Annotated in this window: 16 protein-coding genes; 15 read left to right on the top strand and 1 reads right to left on the bottom strand. The window is 43.6% G+C overall.

Going from position 1 to position 15,900, the window contains the following annotated elements:
* The first annotated feature begins 2 nt into the window (after positions 1-2).
* From tsaE to NXZ84_RS11170, 7 genes are all read left to right on the top strand, one after another.
* Complete coding sequence (gene tsaE / locus NXZ84_RS11200) at positions 3-464, top strand: tRNA (adenosine(37)-N6)-threonylcarbamoyltransferase complex ATPase subunit type 1 TsaE (protein WP_258840434.1); 462 nt, start codon at positions 3-5, stop codon at positions 462-464.
* Positions 461-1,171: a tRNA (adenosine(37)-N6)-threonylcarbamoyltransferase complex dimerization subunit type 1 TsaB gene (gene tsaB, locus NXZ84_RS11195; protein WP_258840433.1), complete on the top strand. Its 711-nt coding sequence runs from the start codon at positions 461-463 to the stop codon at positions 1,169-1,171. Before tsaE ends, tsaB begins: the two co-directional genes overlap by 4 nt.
* Positions 1,171-1,629: a ribosomal protein S18-alanine N-acetyltransferase gene (gene rimI / locus NXZ84_RS11190; protein ID WP_258840656.1), complete on the top strand. Its 459-nt coding sequence runs from the start codon at positions 1,171-1,173 to the stop codon at positions 1,627-1,629. The genes tsaB and rimI overlap by 1 nt, the downstream gene beginning before the upstream one ends.
* Positions 1,619-2,662, top strand: a complete 1,044-nt coding sequence (gene tsaD / locus NXZ84_RS11185; RefSeq protein WP_258840432.1) for a tRNA (adenosine(37)-N6)-threonylcarbamoyltransferase complex transferase subunit TsaD — start codon at positions 1,619-1,621, stop codon at positions 2,660-2,662. Before rimI ends, tsaD begins: the two co-directional genes overlap by 11 nt.
* 369 nt (positions 2,663-3,031) lie before the next feature.
* Positions 3,032-3,874: a 5-oxoprolinase subunit PxpB gene (gene pxpB / locus NXZ84_RS11180; protein WP_258840431.1), complete on the top strand. Its 843-nt coding sequence runs from the start codon at positions 3,032-3,034 to the stop codon at positions 3,872-3,874.
* Positions 3,867-4,622: a LamB/YcsF family protein gene (locus NXZ84_RS11175; protein WP_396654037.1), complete on the top strand. Its 756-nt coding sequence runs from the start codon at positions 3,867-3,869 to the stop codon at positions 4,620-4,622. The genes pxpB and NXZ84_RS11175 overlap by 8 nt, the downstream gene beginning before the upstream one ends.
* 27 nt (positions 4,623-4,649) lie before the next feature.
* Positions 4,650-5,618 carry a 5-oxoprolinase subunit C family protein gene (locus tag NXZ84_RS11170; RefSeq protein ID WP_258840430.1) on the top strand — a complete coding sequence of 323 codons (969 nt, stop codon included), beginning with the start codon at positions 4,650-4,652 and terminating at the stop codon, positions 5,616-5,618.
* A gap of 101 nt (positions 5,619-5,719) precedes the next feature.
* Here the strand turns inward: NXZ84_RS11170 and NXZ84_RS11165 are convergent, their stop codons facing one another.
* Entirely contained in the window at positions 5,720-7,621 is a 1,902-nt protein-coding gene (locus NXZ84_RS11165; protein WP_258840429.1) for an ABC-F family ATP-binding cassette domain-containing protein, read from the bottom strand.
* A gap of 104 nt (positions 7,622-7,725) precedes the next feature.
* Here NXZ84_RS11165 and NXZ84_RS11160 point away from each other — a divergent pair, with 104 nt between their 5' ends.
* The 8 genes from NXZ84_RS11160 to NXZ84_RS11125 all read left to right on the top strand — a co-directional run bounded on the left by NXZ84_RS11160 (position 7,726) and on the right by NXZ84_RS11125 (position 15,852).
* The gene (locus tag NXZ84_RS11160; RefSeq protein WP_258840428.1) at positions 7,726-8,340 is read left to right on the top strand and encodes a 5-formyltetrahydrofolate cyclo-ligase; all 615 of its coding nucleotides are present in this window, start codon (positions 7,726-7,728) and stop codon (positions 8,338-8,340) included.
* Between the two features lie 92 nt (positions 8,341-8,432).
* On the top strand, positions 8,433-9,098 hold the full coding sequence (locus NXZ84_RS11155; RefSeq protein WP_258840427.1) for a redox-sensing transcriptional repressor Rex: 666 nt from the start codon (positions 8,433-8,435) through the stop codon (positions 9,096-9,098).
* A 33-nt stretch (positions 9,099-9,131) separates the two neighbouring features.
* A complete protein-coding gene (tatC, locus tag NXZ84_RS11150; protein WP_258840426.1) occupies positions 9,132-9,893 on the top strand; it encodes a twin-arginine translocase subunit TatC in 762 nt (253 codons plus the stop codon).
* Between the two features lie 254 nt (positions 9,894-10,147).
* Complete coding sequence (gene groES / locus NXZ84_RS11145; RefSeq protein ID WP_258840425.1) at positions 10,148-10,429, top strand: co-chaperone GroES; 282 nt, start codon at positions 10,148-10,150, stop codon at positions 10,427-10,429.
* A 141-nt stretch (positions 10,430-10,570) separates the two neighbouring features.
* Entirely contained in the window at positions 10,571-12,211 is a 1,641-nt protein-coding gene (gene groL / locus NXZ84_RS11140) for a chaperonin GroEL (protein ID WP_258840424.1), read from the top strand.
* Positions 12,212-12,675: 464 nt separating this feature from the next.
* Entirely contained in the window at positions 12,676-13,605 is a 930-nt protein-coding gene (locus tag NXZ84_RS11135; protein WP_258840423.1) for a F510_1955 family glycosylhydrolase, read from the top strand.
* Between the two features lie 253 nt (positions 13,606-13,858).
* The gene (locus NXZ84_RS11130) at positions 13,859-15,187 is read left to right on the top strand and encodes a sensor histidine kinase (RefSeq protein WP_258840422.1); all 1,329 of its coding nucleotides are present in this window, start codon (positions 13,859-13,861) and stop codon (positions 15,185-15,187) included.
* On the top strand, positions 15,184-15,852 hold the full coding sequence (locus NXZ84_RS11125) for a response regulator transcription factor (RefSeq protein WP_258840421.1): 669 nt from the start codon (positions 15,184-15,186) through the stop codon (positions 15,850-15,852). Before NXZ84_RS11130 ends, NXZ84_RS11125 begins: the two co-directional genes overlap by 4 nt.
* The last annotated feature ends 48 nt before the right edge of the window (positions 15,853-15,900 follow it).

The raw sequence follows: 15,900 nt of genomic DNA, 5'->3' as shown, positions 1-15,900 counted from the left end.
ACATGAACGCTAATTGTGTGTGGGAGACACATAGTGCAGAGGAGACGAAAGCGTTGGGAAGGAAACTTGCTCAGCATATGCAAGTAGGAGAGGTGGTAGCTCTCGTTGGTAATCTTGGGGTAGGCAAGACTACTTTTACACAAGGCTTTGCTGAAGAGCTTGGCATTAGCGATCCTGTAGATAGCCCTACTTTTACGTTGATTAAAGAGTATGAAGCCCCGATTCCGCTTTACCACATGGACGTATATCGCATTCAAAATCCTGAAGAGGAGTTGGGCTTGGAAGAGTATTTTGCTGGAGATGGGATTACTCTGGTCGAATGGGCGCAGCATATTGAGCCGCAACTACCAGAAGATTGTTGGTGGGTTACAATTACGTTACTAGCTGAGGGGACTCGGCAGATTTGTTTGAGTTCAACCCATCCTCGAGTGGGGAAATTATGTGAGGAGCTGGGAGCGAAGTGAAAATGTTGGCGCTAGATACATCCACGCTCGTGTTGGGAGTGGCTGTGGTAGAAGAAGGGCACGTGCTAGGAGAAGTTACAACCAATCTAAAAAAGAATCACTCAGTGCGCCTTATGCCCACTATAAACCATCTGCTAACTGATTTAGGGCTGAGTATTAACGATATTGACGTAATTGCGGTTGCACAGGGGCCAGGATCGTATACAGGTGTACGCATTGGTGTAACCACAGCAAAAACAATGGCATGGAGCCTTAAACTGCCTTTAATCGGTGTATCCAGTTTAGAGACATTAGCAAGTAATGGCAACAGATTTACAGGTAAGATTGTACCCATGTTTGATGCGCGTCGTCGCCGAATCTACACAGGTTTATATCAGTGGACAGATGGAAGTGGAAAAAAGGATGCTCCTGAGGGAGTGCGACCTTTAGATGAATGGTTGCTATATTTGAAAGATAAAGGGCCCCTTCTCTTTCTTGGGGATGATGTCGCCTCTTTTCGCCCTATGATCATAGAGGCGGTGGGCGAGGATGCTTTTTTCGGCTATGCAGATGAAAACATCCCACGAGCGAGCCGCTTGGCACAGATCGCTTGGGAGAAGTGGAAGAAGGGAGAGAGCGTCGATGCTCATTCTTTTGTTCCCGAATATTTACAGTTAACAGAAGCGGAGACAAAGTGGAAGGAAAAACAGCAAGGGGATCATACATGATGCAAGCAGATGTTCATTTTCGTGCGATGAAAATAGAAGATATCCCTGCAGTTCTGGAAGTAGAACATGCATCTTTTCCTACTCCATGGACGAGACAAGCATTTATTCAAGAGATAAAGCATAATCGAATGGCCCACTATACTGTAGTGGAAGTGGCAGAGCGGGTAATTGGTTATTGTGGTATGTGGGTCATTATGGATGAAGCTCACATTACCAACTTTGCTATTTTGCCGACATTTCGCGGTTACTCCCTAGGTGAGAGTACAATGCACTATGTTCGGCAGTTGGCCCTCATGTTGGGAGCTACGAAAATGACTTTGGAAGTGCGTCCATCAAACAAAGTAGCATTGGCACTTTATCAAAAATTAGGATTTGAACAGAAAGGGATTCGTCCACGCTATTATTCGGACAATCACGAAGACGCAATTATAATGTGGGTGACATTACATGAGAAATAATACATTGAACAAACGGACATTGGTGCTGGGTTTGGAGACGAGCTGTGACGAAACAGCGGTGTCGGTGGTGGCGGACGGGGAGCACATTCTTTCGAACGTAGTCGCTTCGCAGATGGAAGTGCATCAACGCTTTGGTGGCGTAGTGCCTGAAGTAGCTTCACGTCGTCATGTAGAAAATATTACATTGGTTATCCAAGAGGCGTTAGATCAGGCAGAAGTAAAGCTGAATGAAATAACTGCTATTGCTGTTACACAAGGTCCGGGCTTGGTCGGGGCTCTTCTTATAGGTGTTTCGGCGGCAAAAGCGCTCTCCTTTTCTACAGGGATACCCCTGATTCCCGTTCATCATATTGCGGGTCATATTTATGCTAATCACTTAATTCAGCCGCTTTCTTTTCCTTTAGTAGCACTTGTTGTCTCAGGTGGGCATACTGAATTAATATATATGAAAGATCACATGCAATTTGAACGCTTAGGACGTACGCGCGATGATGCGGCTGGGGAAGCGTATGATAAAGTGGCGCGTTTGTTACAGCTCCCTTATCCTGGAGGACCCCAAGTAGAAAAGTTGGCCCAAAGGGGAAAGCCTAGCTATTCTCTTCCACGTGCATGGTTAGAAGAGGGCTCTTTTGATTTTAGTTTTAGTGGGTTGAAATCGGCTGTGATGAATACCATTCACAATGCTACTCAACGGGGGGAAGAGATTTATTCCGCTGATTTAGCAGCAAGTTTTCAAGCAGCTGTGATAGAGGTATTGGTAGAAAAATCATTAGCGGCAGTGAAGGCAAGGGGAGTGAATCAATTACTCTTAGCAGGTGGGGTATCGGCGAATAAAGCTTTGCGCTCAGCATTGACATCTCGTACAAATACTACCGATGTTTGTCTTCGTCTTCCTCCACTCTCTCTTTGTACTGATAATGCTGCTATGATCGCTGCGGCCGGTACCTTTGCTTATCAAGGAGGGCACCGGGCTGACTTTACCCTAAATGCCAACGCTAACTTACCTTTAATCAATGAAGAGGCTGCGGAGTAACCTTATGGATGTTTGTTAGCATGATTGGAGAGGGTAGGAAGAGGTACTGCTCGAAAGAGTAGACTATATGTTCATGAAGTGGATGGCTAAGCTTAGTTTGTTCATGAGAACCGTCCACTTTTTGGAGGAAAGACGTAAACAGATGAAGGAATATATATCCTTTTTATAGCGTGTTCTTACCTAAAAGGGAAGAAGAAGAGTGAAGTTATCCACAGCTGTGTGGATAACTTAGTGGATAAAAAGTGAGAACTATATGGAAAAACAGAACCATCAGGTAGATGAAAACCCGCTCTTTTTGTCGAAATTAACCGAAATTTCCCATATAATTACGATTTCATGGGGGGTGTGGATATTCCCATCCACACCCCTGTGGATAATGTGGATAACTTAGTGGAAAAGAAGTGTGGGTTGTATGTTTTGAAGAGAGGGGTTGTGGATAAATTGTGGGAGGAGAAGGAGGTTCATTTAGGAGACAAGAAGGGTCAATTCTCCATTCATCCTATGGGAGATCGTGCCGTCCGCTTGTCCTTTGGGAGAGAGATCTCCCCTCAACTCCATCGACGCGTGCGTCAATGGTGTAGGCTACTGCAGTCCAATCCACTCGTGGGAATAGAAGAGTGGGTGCCCACCTATGGAAGTGTGACCATCTATTACAACCCATACGAAGTAAACTACACCATGCTGGTGGAGCAATTATATCAATTACATGCTGACAAGCACGAGGAGCGATTCTCTCCTAGGCGACTTAAAATTCCTGTCTGTTATGAGAAAGAGCTGGGGGTTGACTTAGTAGATGTGGCATGCATTCATCATGTGAGTGAAGAAGAAGTGATTAGGGAACATAGCCGTCCCGATTATCTCATCTATATGATCGGCTTCACACCAGGATTTCCTTATTTAGGCGGAATGTCCTCACGAATTGCTACACCTCGTTTAGCTACTCCCCGCCCTTATGTGGAGAGCGGATCGGTGGGGATTGCGGGCACGCAGACAGGGGTTTATCCAATTTCTTCTCCAGGCGGATGGCGCATCATCGGTCGTACCCCTATTCCTTTGCTGGATTGGAATGATCCTGAGCTAGTACCGTATCGAGCAGGTGATTACCTTCGCTTTATTCCAATTAGTCGTGCAGTATATCATCAGATTGAGCAAGAGGTAAAAGCAGGCGAGTATCGTATTAGCAGTACTAGTAAGGGGGAGAAAAATGATTAGCGTGGTCGATGTGAATTGCGATCTAGGAGAAAGTTTTGGTGTGTATCGGCTAGAGGTTGATGATCAAGTATATCGCTATATATCGTCTGTCAACATCGCGTGTGGTTATCACGCGGGAGATCACAATGTGATGCAAACATCAGTGGAGAGGGCGCAAGCGTATCAGGTAAACATAGGGGCTCATCCTGGATTACCCGATCGAATGGGGTTTGGGCGTCGTTATATGGACATGGAAGCAAGAGAGGTTTACAATCTCGTGGTGTATCAGATCGGTGCGTTGCAAGCGTTTATTCACCTTCATGGCGGTCGCCTTCATCATGTGAAACCTCATGGAGCTTTATATCATATGGGAGCGCATAACTCCACTATCGCGGAAGCGATAGCAAAAGCGGTGTATGATTTGGATACGTCGTTAGTACTGTATGCTCTGGCAGGAAGTGTGTTGGTGGAAAGAGGGCGCAAACTAGGGCTTACGGTAGCAGAAGAGGTGTTTGCTGACCGTACCTACCAATCCGATGGGAGTTTAACTCCACGCAGTCAGAAGAATGCGTTAATAACCAGCTCTACTGAAGCAATCGAGCAAATCATTACCTGCCTGCGCACGGGCACCATGCGCACGGTTACCGGAACATCAATACATTTACAGGCGGATACGATTTGCGTACATGGGGATTCACCACAAGCACTGGGATTTTTGCAGGAGCTGTATAATGGCTTACGGGCAGAAGGGATTCGTATTGGAATGTAAGCGTAGAAGCGAAGGGGGAGGGGAGGAATGAATCAACCAGGGCTTAGAGAATTAGAGGTTGTGCGGGCTGGTATGTTCATGACGATTCAAGATGGGGGGCGCTATGGTTATCAGCAGCTGGGAATTGTACCTGCAGGGGCGATGGATGAGCAGGCACACCAGCTTGCTAATTTATTGGTAGGTAACGCTCGTACTGCACCCGTACTAGAAGTGACAGGTCCAGGCAGCAGTTTGCGAGCAGAGTGTGATCTGTTGCTGGCATTAGGTGGGGCAGATTTAGGGGCGAAGGTGGGAGCCACGAAGATCCTTCCTTGGCGAAGCTTTCGGCTAGCTAAAGGAGCAACACTTACTTTCACAACAAGGAGAACAGGATGGCGCACTTATGTCGCAATAGCGGGAGGAATAGAGTCAGAAGAAGTATTAGGAAGTGGCTCCACCTATGTTCAAGGTGGGATCGGCGGCTTTGAGGGACGGCCTTTACAAAAAGGGGATCGTATACGCATCGGGCAGAGCTCACGTAGTACTCGAGCGGGTCGCAAACTTTCTCCTTCGTTACTACCCTCATATTCGGCGGCACCCAGAGTGCGCGTTGTGCTAGGTCCAGATGATCGGTGGTTTAGCAAGAAGAGCATAGAACTCTTTTTTACACAGTCATATCAGATCGGTGTAGACTCCAATCGTATGGGATACCGCCTTTATGGAGAACAGAAGATGGAGCGTACGCAGATCGAGTTGTTAAGTGAAGCGGTAACCAAAGGAACGGTGCAGGTTCCACCAGAGGGTCAACCGATTGTCATGATGGCAGACCGCCAAACAACAGGGGGATATGCACAAATTGCCACTGTGATCTCAGCTGACCTGTCTGTAGTTGCTCAATTAGCTCCAGGAGATCAGCTTTCTTTTTGCGCGGTATCAGTGGAAGCAGCACAGACAGAGGCGATTCATCGGGAACGGCTCTTGCGTCAGATAGAGATGGTGTCACATACTATTTCGTAAAAGTGGAGAAAAAAAGAGCCGGCGGCATCTACAGGGTGCCCTCCCGCTCTTTCACGTTTAACTTGATGGAGCTTCGTTTGATGTGAGTTCATCTCTTCTACTTAAATCTCTTCAGCCAACTCGGACCACTTCTGAGTCTGCTTTTCTATTTGGTTGGTAAGGTGGGTTAGCTGTTCTTGTAGAGGTTGACTCTTATCCGGCTGTTGAAATATTTCAGGCTGACACAGTTCTTCTTCGATTTTCTCTTTCTCCTCTTCTAATTGAGCAATGGTATCTTCCAGTGCTGCTAAGGATTGAGCTACAGAAACGGTCTCTTTCTTCTCATGCTCTTTGCTCTTGCGAACAGGGGAACTTTCTTTTTTCTTTGCTTGCTGGGCAGCTTGTTGCTCTGCTTCAAATTGCAGGAACTGGTTATAATTTCCTTCGAAGTGAAGTAAGCCGGTGGGAGTTAAACGAATAATATGTGTCGCTAATTTATTGATAAAATAACGGTCGTGCGAAACAAATAAAAGGGTACCCGTATATGTTTGTAATGCATCTTCTAAGCGTTCTTTACTGGGCATATCTAAGTGGTTAGTCGGTTCATCCATTAGAAGCAGATTGGCGCGATTAATCATTCGCTTTAATAGAGATAGGCGTGCTTTTTCTCCGCCGGAGAGAGAAGAGATGAGTTTAAAAACATCATCGCCATGAAAGAGGAATTGTCCGAGATAAGAACGGACAGTTGTTTGATCCAAATTGGGATGCTCATTCCACAATTCATCCAGCACGGTATTTTCGGGGGTGAGGCCTGTCTGCTCCTGATCATAGACATCCATCTGTACGCCTGCTCCAAATTGTATTTCTCCAGCTAAAATGGGGAGGCGACCAGCAATTGTCTTTAATAAGGTCGTTTTGCCGGCGCCGTTTGGACCTAATAAGGCGATACGTTCTCCCCGCTTAATGTGGAAGTGAAGGTTGTCAGCCAATACATTGCTTCCGTACCCAATACTTACATCTGTGATGGTGAGTACCTCTTGTCCACTGGTTTGGGCAGTAGGAAAGCGTATAGCAGCTTGTTTACGCTCTTTTGGTGGAGCAGTGATCATCTCCATTTTTTCAAGCGTTTTACGGCGGCTCTGTGCCCGTTTTGTGGTAGAGGCACGAGCAATATTGCGTTGTACAAACTCTTCCAACTTGTTCTTTTCTGTTTGCTGCTTGTCGTAGCTTTGTTGCCATTGGAGGAGACGCTCTTCTTTTTCCTGTAAATAGCGAGTATAATTGCCTGTATAACGAGTCACTTGATGACGATCCACTTCATAAATGATTTCCACCAGTTGATCGAGAAAGTAACGATCATGAGAGACGAGGAGTAAGGCTCCAGGATAGTGAGCCAATGTTTGCTCTAGCCAGCGTAACGCCTCCATATCCAGATAATTGGTCGGCTCATCGAGGATGAGTAGGTCAGGCTCTTCTAATAACATCTTGGCGAGAGCGACTCGGGTTTTTTGCCCCCCGCTCAAGGAATGAATAATCGCTTCTTCCCAGGATAGATTAGCTAGCCCGAGACCGTGTAGAGCTCCGCGAATACGGGTCTCATATTGATATCCGCCTTCCTTTTCAAACGCTTCCTGGATATGAGCGTATTGATCTAATACTTTTTGGTATTTATGATCATCAGCTAATACTTTCTCATCCCCCATCATGTTTTCCAAATGACGGAGTTGTGTCTCCATCTCACGTATGTGGGAGAATACAGATAACATTTCATCCCAGATGGTGCGACTGGAGTCTAAACCACTTGTTTGTGCGAGATAACCGATGCGAATTTGCTTTGCTTTGGTGATCTCGCCTTGATCTGCTTCTAATTGACCTAAGATAACTTTCAGGAGCGTCGTTTTGCCAGCTCCATTAGGACCTACGATCCCGACACGCTCGTTACTGTTGACACGTAAATCAGCCTCAGTAAAAACTGGAGTAGCGCCGAAAAATTTGGACACCTTCTTCAGTTGTAACAGATTCATTTGCGTTCACCTCATTTTTTCCTATTTCAGTGTAGCGTAAGTAAGGGTTTGTGAGCAAATCCTGCGGTTCTAGAAGATTAGAGTTTTGAGGAGGAGATTTATTTTTGCAACTAAAAAAAGATAAGCGCGCCTTACGACGTCAAATGAGGGAACGAAGAAACCAGATGGAGAAGCAGGAAGCGAAGAAGGGTTCGCATGCCGTGTGTATGCACCTTCTTGAAAGTCCTGAGTATGAGGAAGCTCAGACGATTTTATACTATATGTCGTTTCGGCAAGAGGTGGATTTATGTGTGGCGATAGAACGTAGTTGGGAGGATGGAAAGAAGGTCGTTCTCCCACGTACGGACCCATTAAATAAAAAGATGATCCTATACAGTTTAACAGACTTTACTCAACTGGAAGAAGGAGCGTATGGAATTTGGGAGCCATCTGCACGAGCAGAAAATAAAGTTGCCCCAGACCTGGTGGAGCTTGCTATCGTACCGGGTCTCGCATTTGATCAGCAAGGGTTTCGTCTAGGCTACGGGGGCGGCTATTACGATCGCTTTTTTGCGGAAGATCTTCCGCTTGACTGTATACGTATGGGAGCTGCTTATCCATGGCAGATAGTAGAGACTGTATATGCTGAGTCGCATGATGAACCTTTACATCAAGTGCTTACTTCAGAAGGGGTTTTTCAGTATCACAAGTTGCCATTTATCCATAAGAGCTCTCCGTGATGTGAAGGGGAGTGTGCTATACTGGGAATGAGAGTATGAACTTTACTACAAGATGAACGTTGAAAGACTGTACAATCCCTGGAGGAAGCGACATGTCTCAAGAAATACAGATTCCTAAGGTAACGGCCAAACGCCTCCCCTTGTATTATCGGTATCTGGAGAAGTTACACGCTATCGGAAAACAACGGGTTTCGTCTACTCAGTTGAGCGATGCTCTTCAGATTGATTCAGCTACCATTCGTCGTGACTTTTCTTACTTAGGTGAACTAGGAAAAAAAGGATATGGCTATAACGTAAAGTACTTATTGCAGTTCTTACGTGATTTTCTGCATCAGGATGAAGTAACAAACGTGGTTTTGGTAGGAGTAGGCTATTTAGGTACAGCACTGTTGCGCTACAATTTTTATCGCAGTCACAGCACTAAGATTGTGGCTGGCTTTGACACTGATAAAGCAAAGATCGGGCGTGAAATTGATGATATTCCTGTTTTTCCAATGGAACGCATGCCCGACGTGTGTCAACTTCATCAAGTAGGAGTAGCTATATTAACGGTGCCAGCTAATGTGGCGCAAACGACGACCGATCAAATTGTAGAGTCGGGAATTCGCGGGATTTTAAACTTTAGTCCCACTCGTATTACGGCACCTTCTACCGTGCGCATTCATCACATTGACTTAACGTCCGAACTGCAAACGTTGATCTATTTTCTAAAGAATTTTCCTGTGGATGATGAGGACAACCCTTATCCTATCAGTTAAACTTGCATTTGTTTTATAAAGGAAGGATTGAAGATGACCGAGCAGAATCAAACCGCGCTAGACCATTTTGTAGAATTACGTAGTCGAATCTTATGGGTGTTGGGGACATTTATTGTTTCGATGGGTCTAGGAATATATTTAGCGGGCCCCATTATTCAGTGGTTTAAAAAGCGTCCTTCCCTAGAAGGATTTTCATTTCATATTTTCAATCCCATGGATCCGCTTACGGTGATCATGCAATTTGCATTTGTTATTGCTTTTTGCCTCACACTCCCTGTTCTGTTATATCAGATTTGGAAGTTTGTAAAACCTGGATTGTTGCCGCACGAACAGCGCGCTACCCTTGTCTACATTCCAATCGCCGTATTGCTATTCGCTTTGGGATTAAGTTTTGGATTGTTTATTGTGTTTCCCTATTTAATTATGTTTATGGAAACGTTAAATGGAGTGTTGGGAGCAGAAATGACCTACGGCATCTATGAAGTGTTCTCCTTTATGTTTCGTATATGCTTCCCGATGGCGCTTCTGTTCGAGTTACCGATTATTGTTCTTTTTTTTACACGTCTACGTATCCTGCGTCCGTCTATGTTGCGCAAGGGACGGAGATTTGCTTATGTCGCTTTAGTCGTTGTGGCTGCAATGATTACGCCCCCAGACTTTATCTCTAATATTCTGGTGGCCATTCCGTTGTTTTTGCTATATGAGATCAGTATCGCCCTCTGTGCGTGGCTTGATCGCCGCCTTATTAGATTAGATGAGGAGCGAGAACGCATGTGGGAAGAGACGAAAGAATAAATATATGAACAACCACTGGTGGATCATTCGGTGGTTGTTCTTTTTTACATAGAGAGAGGAAATCAACTGACCATCATGTTTTTTGCTGGAGCCTATTCAACGATATAAAAGTATTTACATAAATTTTTTTTAGCAAAGGTCTTGCAAAATGAGTGCAAGAGGAATATCATAATAATGGGTGTTAGCACTCGACCTTAATGAGTGCTAACAAAATTAAAATATGAATTCCGCCTGATTACGAAGGAGGGTTTTCGATGATCAAACCATTGGGTGATCGTATCGTATTGGAAGCGATCGAACAAGAAGAGACAACAGCAAGTGGCATAGTTTTGCCTGATTCCGCTAAAGAAAAACCGCAAGAAGGGAAAGTGGTTGCGGTAGGAAGTGGTCGTTTTGAAAACGGTCATAAAGTTGAGTTGGAAGTGAAAGAAGGCGACCGTGTCATCTTTTCCAAATATGCCGGCACTGAAGTGAAAGTCGGAGAAACAGAATACTTAGTGTTACGCGAGAGTGACGTATTGGCGATTGTAGAGTAGGAAGTGACTTTTTCGCCTGTATGTGCTCAGATGAGAGAGGCTTTCCTGCTTGATTAGGTAGGGAAATCTCTCTTATCACTGACTTTGGATGTATAAGCTACAAAATATCCAATCCTTACAATTTAGGAGGGGGACAAAACGATGGCTAAAGAAATTAAATTTGGTGAAAACGCGCGTCGTTCAATGCTTCGTGGGGTGGATTCACTTGCAAACGCAGTAAAAGTAACGCTTGGACCAAAAGGTCGCAACGTGGTATTGGAGAAGAAATTTGGATCTCCACTTATCACCAATGATGGCGTAACCATTGCAAAAGAGATTGAACTAGAAGATCACTTTGAAAACATGGGTGCACAACTCGTAAAAGAAGTTGCTACCAAAACCAACGATGTTGCTGGTGATGGTACGACGACCGCTACTGTATTGGCTCAAGCAATGATTCTTGAAGGGCTAAAAAACGTAGCAGCTGGTGCTAACCCAATGATCGTACGCAAAGGAATCGAAAAAGCGGTTATCGCTGCTGTAGAAGAAATTAAAAATATTTCTGTACCGATCGAAGGAAAAGAGTCGATCGCACAGGTTGCTTCTATCTCGGCTAACGACGAAGAAGTAGGGCAATTGATTGCAGAAGCAATGGAAAAAGTGGGTAACGACGGTGTAATCACAGTCGAAGAATCCAAAGGGTTTACTACTGAATTGGAAGTTGTAGAAGGGATGCAATTTGACCGTGGCTACATCTCCCCATACATGGTAACCGATTCTGATAAAATGGAAGCAATCTTGGATGAGCCGTACATCATGATCACGGATAAGAAGATCAGTAATGTACAAGAGATTCTGCCACTACTAGAAAAAGTAGTTCAACAAGGTAAGCCCCTCTTGATTATCGCTGAGGATCTTGAAGGAGAAGCACTCGCTACTTTGGTTGTGAATAAATTGCGTGGTACCTTTAACGCTGTCGCTGTAAAAGCTCCTGGCTTTGGCGATCGTCGCAAAGCGATGCTACAAGATATTGCTACCTTGACCGGTGGTCAAGTAATCACAGAAGAAGTAGGTATGGACCTGAAAACTGCTGATATCAGTGCATTGGGTCGTGCTCGTCAAATCCGTGTGACCAAAGAAGATACCATCGTCGTGGATGGTTTTGGTGATCGCGGAGAGATTAACGCTCGTGTAGGTCAAATTCGGACACAATTGGAAGATACCACATCCGAGTTCGATAAAGAGAAACTACAAGAGCGCTTGGCTAAATTGGCGGGTGGTGTAGCCGTTATTAAAGTGGGAGCGGCTTCCGAAACCGAATTGAAAGAGAAAAAATTGCGCATTGAAGATGCTCTTAACTCCACTCGTGCAGCTGTGGAAGAAGGCATTGTTTCAGGTGGCGGTACCGCTCTAGTAAACGTGATCCGTGCGGTAGAGAGCGTAAAACTAGAAGGGGATGCAGCAACAGGTGTTAGCATCGTGAAGCGTTCTCTTGAAGAACCGATTCGCCAAATCGCGTTTAACGCTGGGCAAGAAGGTTCCGTTATCGTTGAGCGTCTGAAAAAAGAAGAAGTAGGCATTGGCTACAATGCCCTCACCAACGAATGGGTAGATATGGTGAAATCAGGCATCGTAGATCCAGCCAAAGTTACCCGTTCTGCGCTTCAAAATGCAGCCTCCGTTGCAGCTATGTTCCTTACCACTGAAGCAGTTGTGGCTGATCAAGAAGAAGATGAGCCAGCTGGCGGTGCGCCGGGAATGGATCCAATGGGCGGCATGGGTGGCATGGGCGGCATGATGTAAGCTGCTCTCAAACCCTTAGATAGACAAGGATTTGAAACCCTGTAAATTCGCACTGACTGGATCAAATTTAGATTGAATCGATGAAGCCTCCCAAATAGTATTTTCTATTGGGAGGCTTCATTTTTAATTGCATTCTCAACTTGTCCATAATCTCCGTTTAAATATAAACCGCACGATTACGGTTTGTTGATGCGGGTTTTTAACAACACCGATTAGTTTTGGAAAGGGTCTAAAAAGGTATTGGCGACAGATGTTAAAGAGGTGATGCAAGCAGTCGAAGATCAAGGGTACGATGTAGTTTTTTAATCATCAGTAAAAGAAAATGAAAGCCTGAAGATGCGACGAAGGTTGTATCTTCAGGCTTTTTCTTTTTGAAGAGAGGTTCAAGAGAATATAGATTTCTTCACAATTTCTCGATATTTTTTTGAGAAGATTAGTTGAGATTGTTTCAAGGAGTGGTTGAAATGAAAATAACCCTTATGATATTAGTATCGATTACAGTTATTGCAGGCTGTAGCCAATTAGAACGAGAGAGTAACCAAAAAGAAGCGGGCAAAGAATCCTTACAAGTAGCTACAGAATCATTTGACGGATCATTAAAGCATGTGCACGGAATGGGGTATGTAAATGGAGAAACTATTGCATACGCTGCGCATTCGGGTGTGAAGATTTTTCAAGATGGGGATTGGCTGGAATCTACATACCACAAAAATGATTACATGGGTTTTAATGTGGTGGATGATGGCTTTTATACTTCAGGACATCCAGGTGAACAAAGTGATTTACCTAATCCTGTTGGACTTCAAAGAGGGGAGTTGACTAAAAAGGAACTATCACCTCTTGCTTTTGAAGGAGAAAGCGACTTTCATGCAATGGGGGTAGGGGCGAGAAACCATACCATTTATGTATTAAACGAGCGTTCTAATTCTGAGATGGACGAAGGTCTCTATAAAAGCACGGAGCAAGGGAGAAGTTGGGAAAAGATTACGGCCGAAAATGTAGGAGAGAAAATTTTGCAAATTGCCGTGCATCCGGATGATGATAAAATCGTGGCAGTGGCAGATGCTACAGGTATTTACTTCAGTGAAAATGGAGGAGAAACCTTTAAGATCATTTCTGAACAAGGACAAGGAAGCGGTTTATATTTCACAGAAGATCGATTATACTACGGTCTTTATACCGGAGAGGCTTCATTAAAGGTTTATGATTGGAATGAACAAACAAAAGAAAACATGGAACTCCCTAAGTTAGGGGAAGATGCTGTTATGTATATCTCTAAAAACCCAGATGCGGATGGTGAGTTTGTTATATTCACAATTAATGGGAGCAGTTATATAACTTCTAATTACGGGAAAGAATGGGAACAAATTATTGATAAAGGGAAAACGAAATAAAAAGAGTAAGCGTGCTTACTAGAGAGGTAGGTTATTGTTGAAAAAAAAAGCGATGTTTTTGGATGGGAGTGTGGTCTTAGGTCTATATCGCCTTGCTGTCTTCAGTTATATCCGGCCTTGCTCTCCTATATCACGGTCATTATGGATATACCCCCAATTTTGGGTGGTCGACTCAATTGACGTCCTTTGAGGAGATAGTATGAATATAAGGAAAAGCATTTCATTAAAAATAGGATTGTTGTTCTTTCTCTTAATGACCATTATAGAATTCTCGTTATTCTTTGTTTTGTATACGAATATATCAAATTATCAAATTGATGAAGTGTTGGATGGACTTCTAAGTCGAGGTGGGAGTCATCGAGATGTACTAGAGAAGAAGTTCGATGAGGCTACACTGAATCATGTAGCGCTAATGGAGTCAGAAGCAATAACAGATGTAGTCATTACAGATGAACAAGGCAACATTCTATCTAGTTCATCCTCTATTGATTCATTTCACAGAGAATTAATTCAAGAATATAGAACAAGTCCAAAATATAAAGGGATAATAGTTGAAGAGCAGTGGAAAACCTCTCCCTACGTAGCAACATTATCCCCCATTATGATCAATGGGGAACTTCAAGGCAATGTGTATATGTTTTCACCTTCTTCCATCATTAGAGATCTTACCACTCATCTCTCTCGGCAGTTCATTTTTGTCATGGTACTCATCCTTGTTGTGACCATGATTGTCGTGTTCACTCTTTCAAAGCTGGTAACCAAACCACTCATTAGGATGAAAGAAGAGACTGAAAAGCTAAGCAATGGGGAGACAAATGTGGAGTTGAGTGAACATTATAATGATGAACTTGGAGTATTAGCTCGTTCCATCAATCGTTTAGCTGAAGATTTAGAAAGAATGAAGCAGGAACGTAACGACTTTTTGTCTTCGATTGCTCATGAATTACGCACTCCCCTAACTTATTTAAAAGGGTACGCCGATATTGCATCCCGAGAGCAGACAAGTGAAGAGAATAGAAGAAAGTACCTTGAAATTATTAAAGAAGAGACCGAAAGTCTTACAACAATGATTCAACAACTTTTTCAATTAGCAAAAATGGATGAAAATACGTTTGCCATTCAGCCGGAATCATGCAAAGTTAAGCCCTTAATACTGGATGCAAAACAGAAGCTGTACCCACTGATAAAAACGCATGTCGCTGAAGTAAGAATCGATTGTCCTGAAGAGCTCGAGGTTTATGCAGATCCTATTCGTTTCAAGCAAGTGATTATGAATCTTTTAGACAACGCCCTACGGTATTCTGGCAGGCATCCTAGCGTCTGGATTCAAGTTCAAAAGCTGCACATGAAAGTGTTGATTACCATAAGAGACGAAGGACCTGGTGTCCCGGAAGAGTCCATTCCTTATCTTTTTGATCGTCTTTTTCGATTGGATAAATCAAGATCTAGGAACTCAGGGGGAACTGGGTTGGGGCTTGCTATCGTTAAAGAGATTGTAGAGATTCATGGAGGGAAAGTTGAAGCTAAGAATCAGAATGGATTATGTATTCAAGTGTCTTGGCCAAAGGAGGGAAGTTTATGACTAGAATTTTACTTGTTGATGATGAACAAAGAATGCTAAATTTAATCTCCTTATACCTAACTCCTCATGGGTTTACCTGTGATGAGGCTTTGAGTGGTTATCAGGCTCTCAAGAAATTAAATGAACAAACTTATGATCTGATCCTGTTAGATATCATGATGAAAGAGATGGATGGTTTTGCTACATGCACGAAGATTAAAGAAAGAACGAATATTCCAATTATCATGCTTACCGCAAAAGATCAAAAACAAGATATTCTTCATGGTTTGCACATAGGAGCGGATGACTATATTACGAAACCGTTCGATGAGGAAATCCTGCTCGCTCGGATAGAAGCTCTGTTAAGGCGAGAAAAGAATCAAACGAAAGTTGAAGTCAATGGTTTAATATGGAATCAAGATTCACACCAACTCAATTATAAAAATAAGGAAATTCGTCTGACCCCTAAAGAATTCAAATTGCTGGGGCTGCTGCTCAAACGACCGAATCAAGTGTATGAACGTGAAGATTTATTAGAGTTAATCTGGGGATTCGATTCAGAAACAGAGGGGAGGACCATTGATTCCCATGTTCGAAACCTGAGAGAAAAAATTCGAAAACATGATTACCCTATCGATACTCATTTGAAAACGATATGGGGTGTCGGCTATAAATGGGAAAAATAAACCTGGTAAAGAAGTTTAATTATACTGTTGTAGGGTTACTATACCTAT

Source organism: Mechercharimyces sp. CAU 1602 (assembly GCF_024753565.1).
Lineage (GTDB): Bacteria > Bacillota > Bacilli > Thermoactinomycetales > JANTPT01 > Mechercharimyces.
This window is presented reverse-complemented; position numbering and strand designations above follow the sequence as displayed.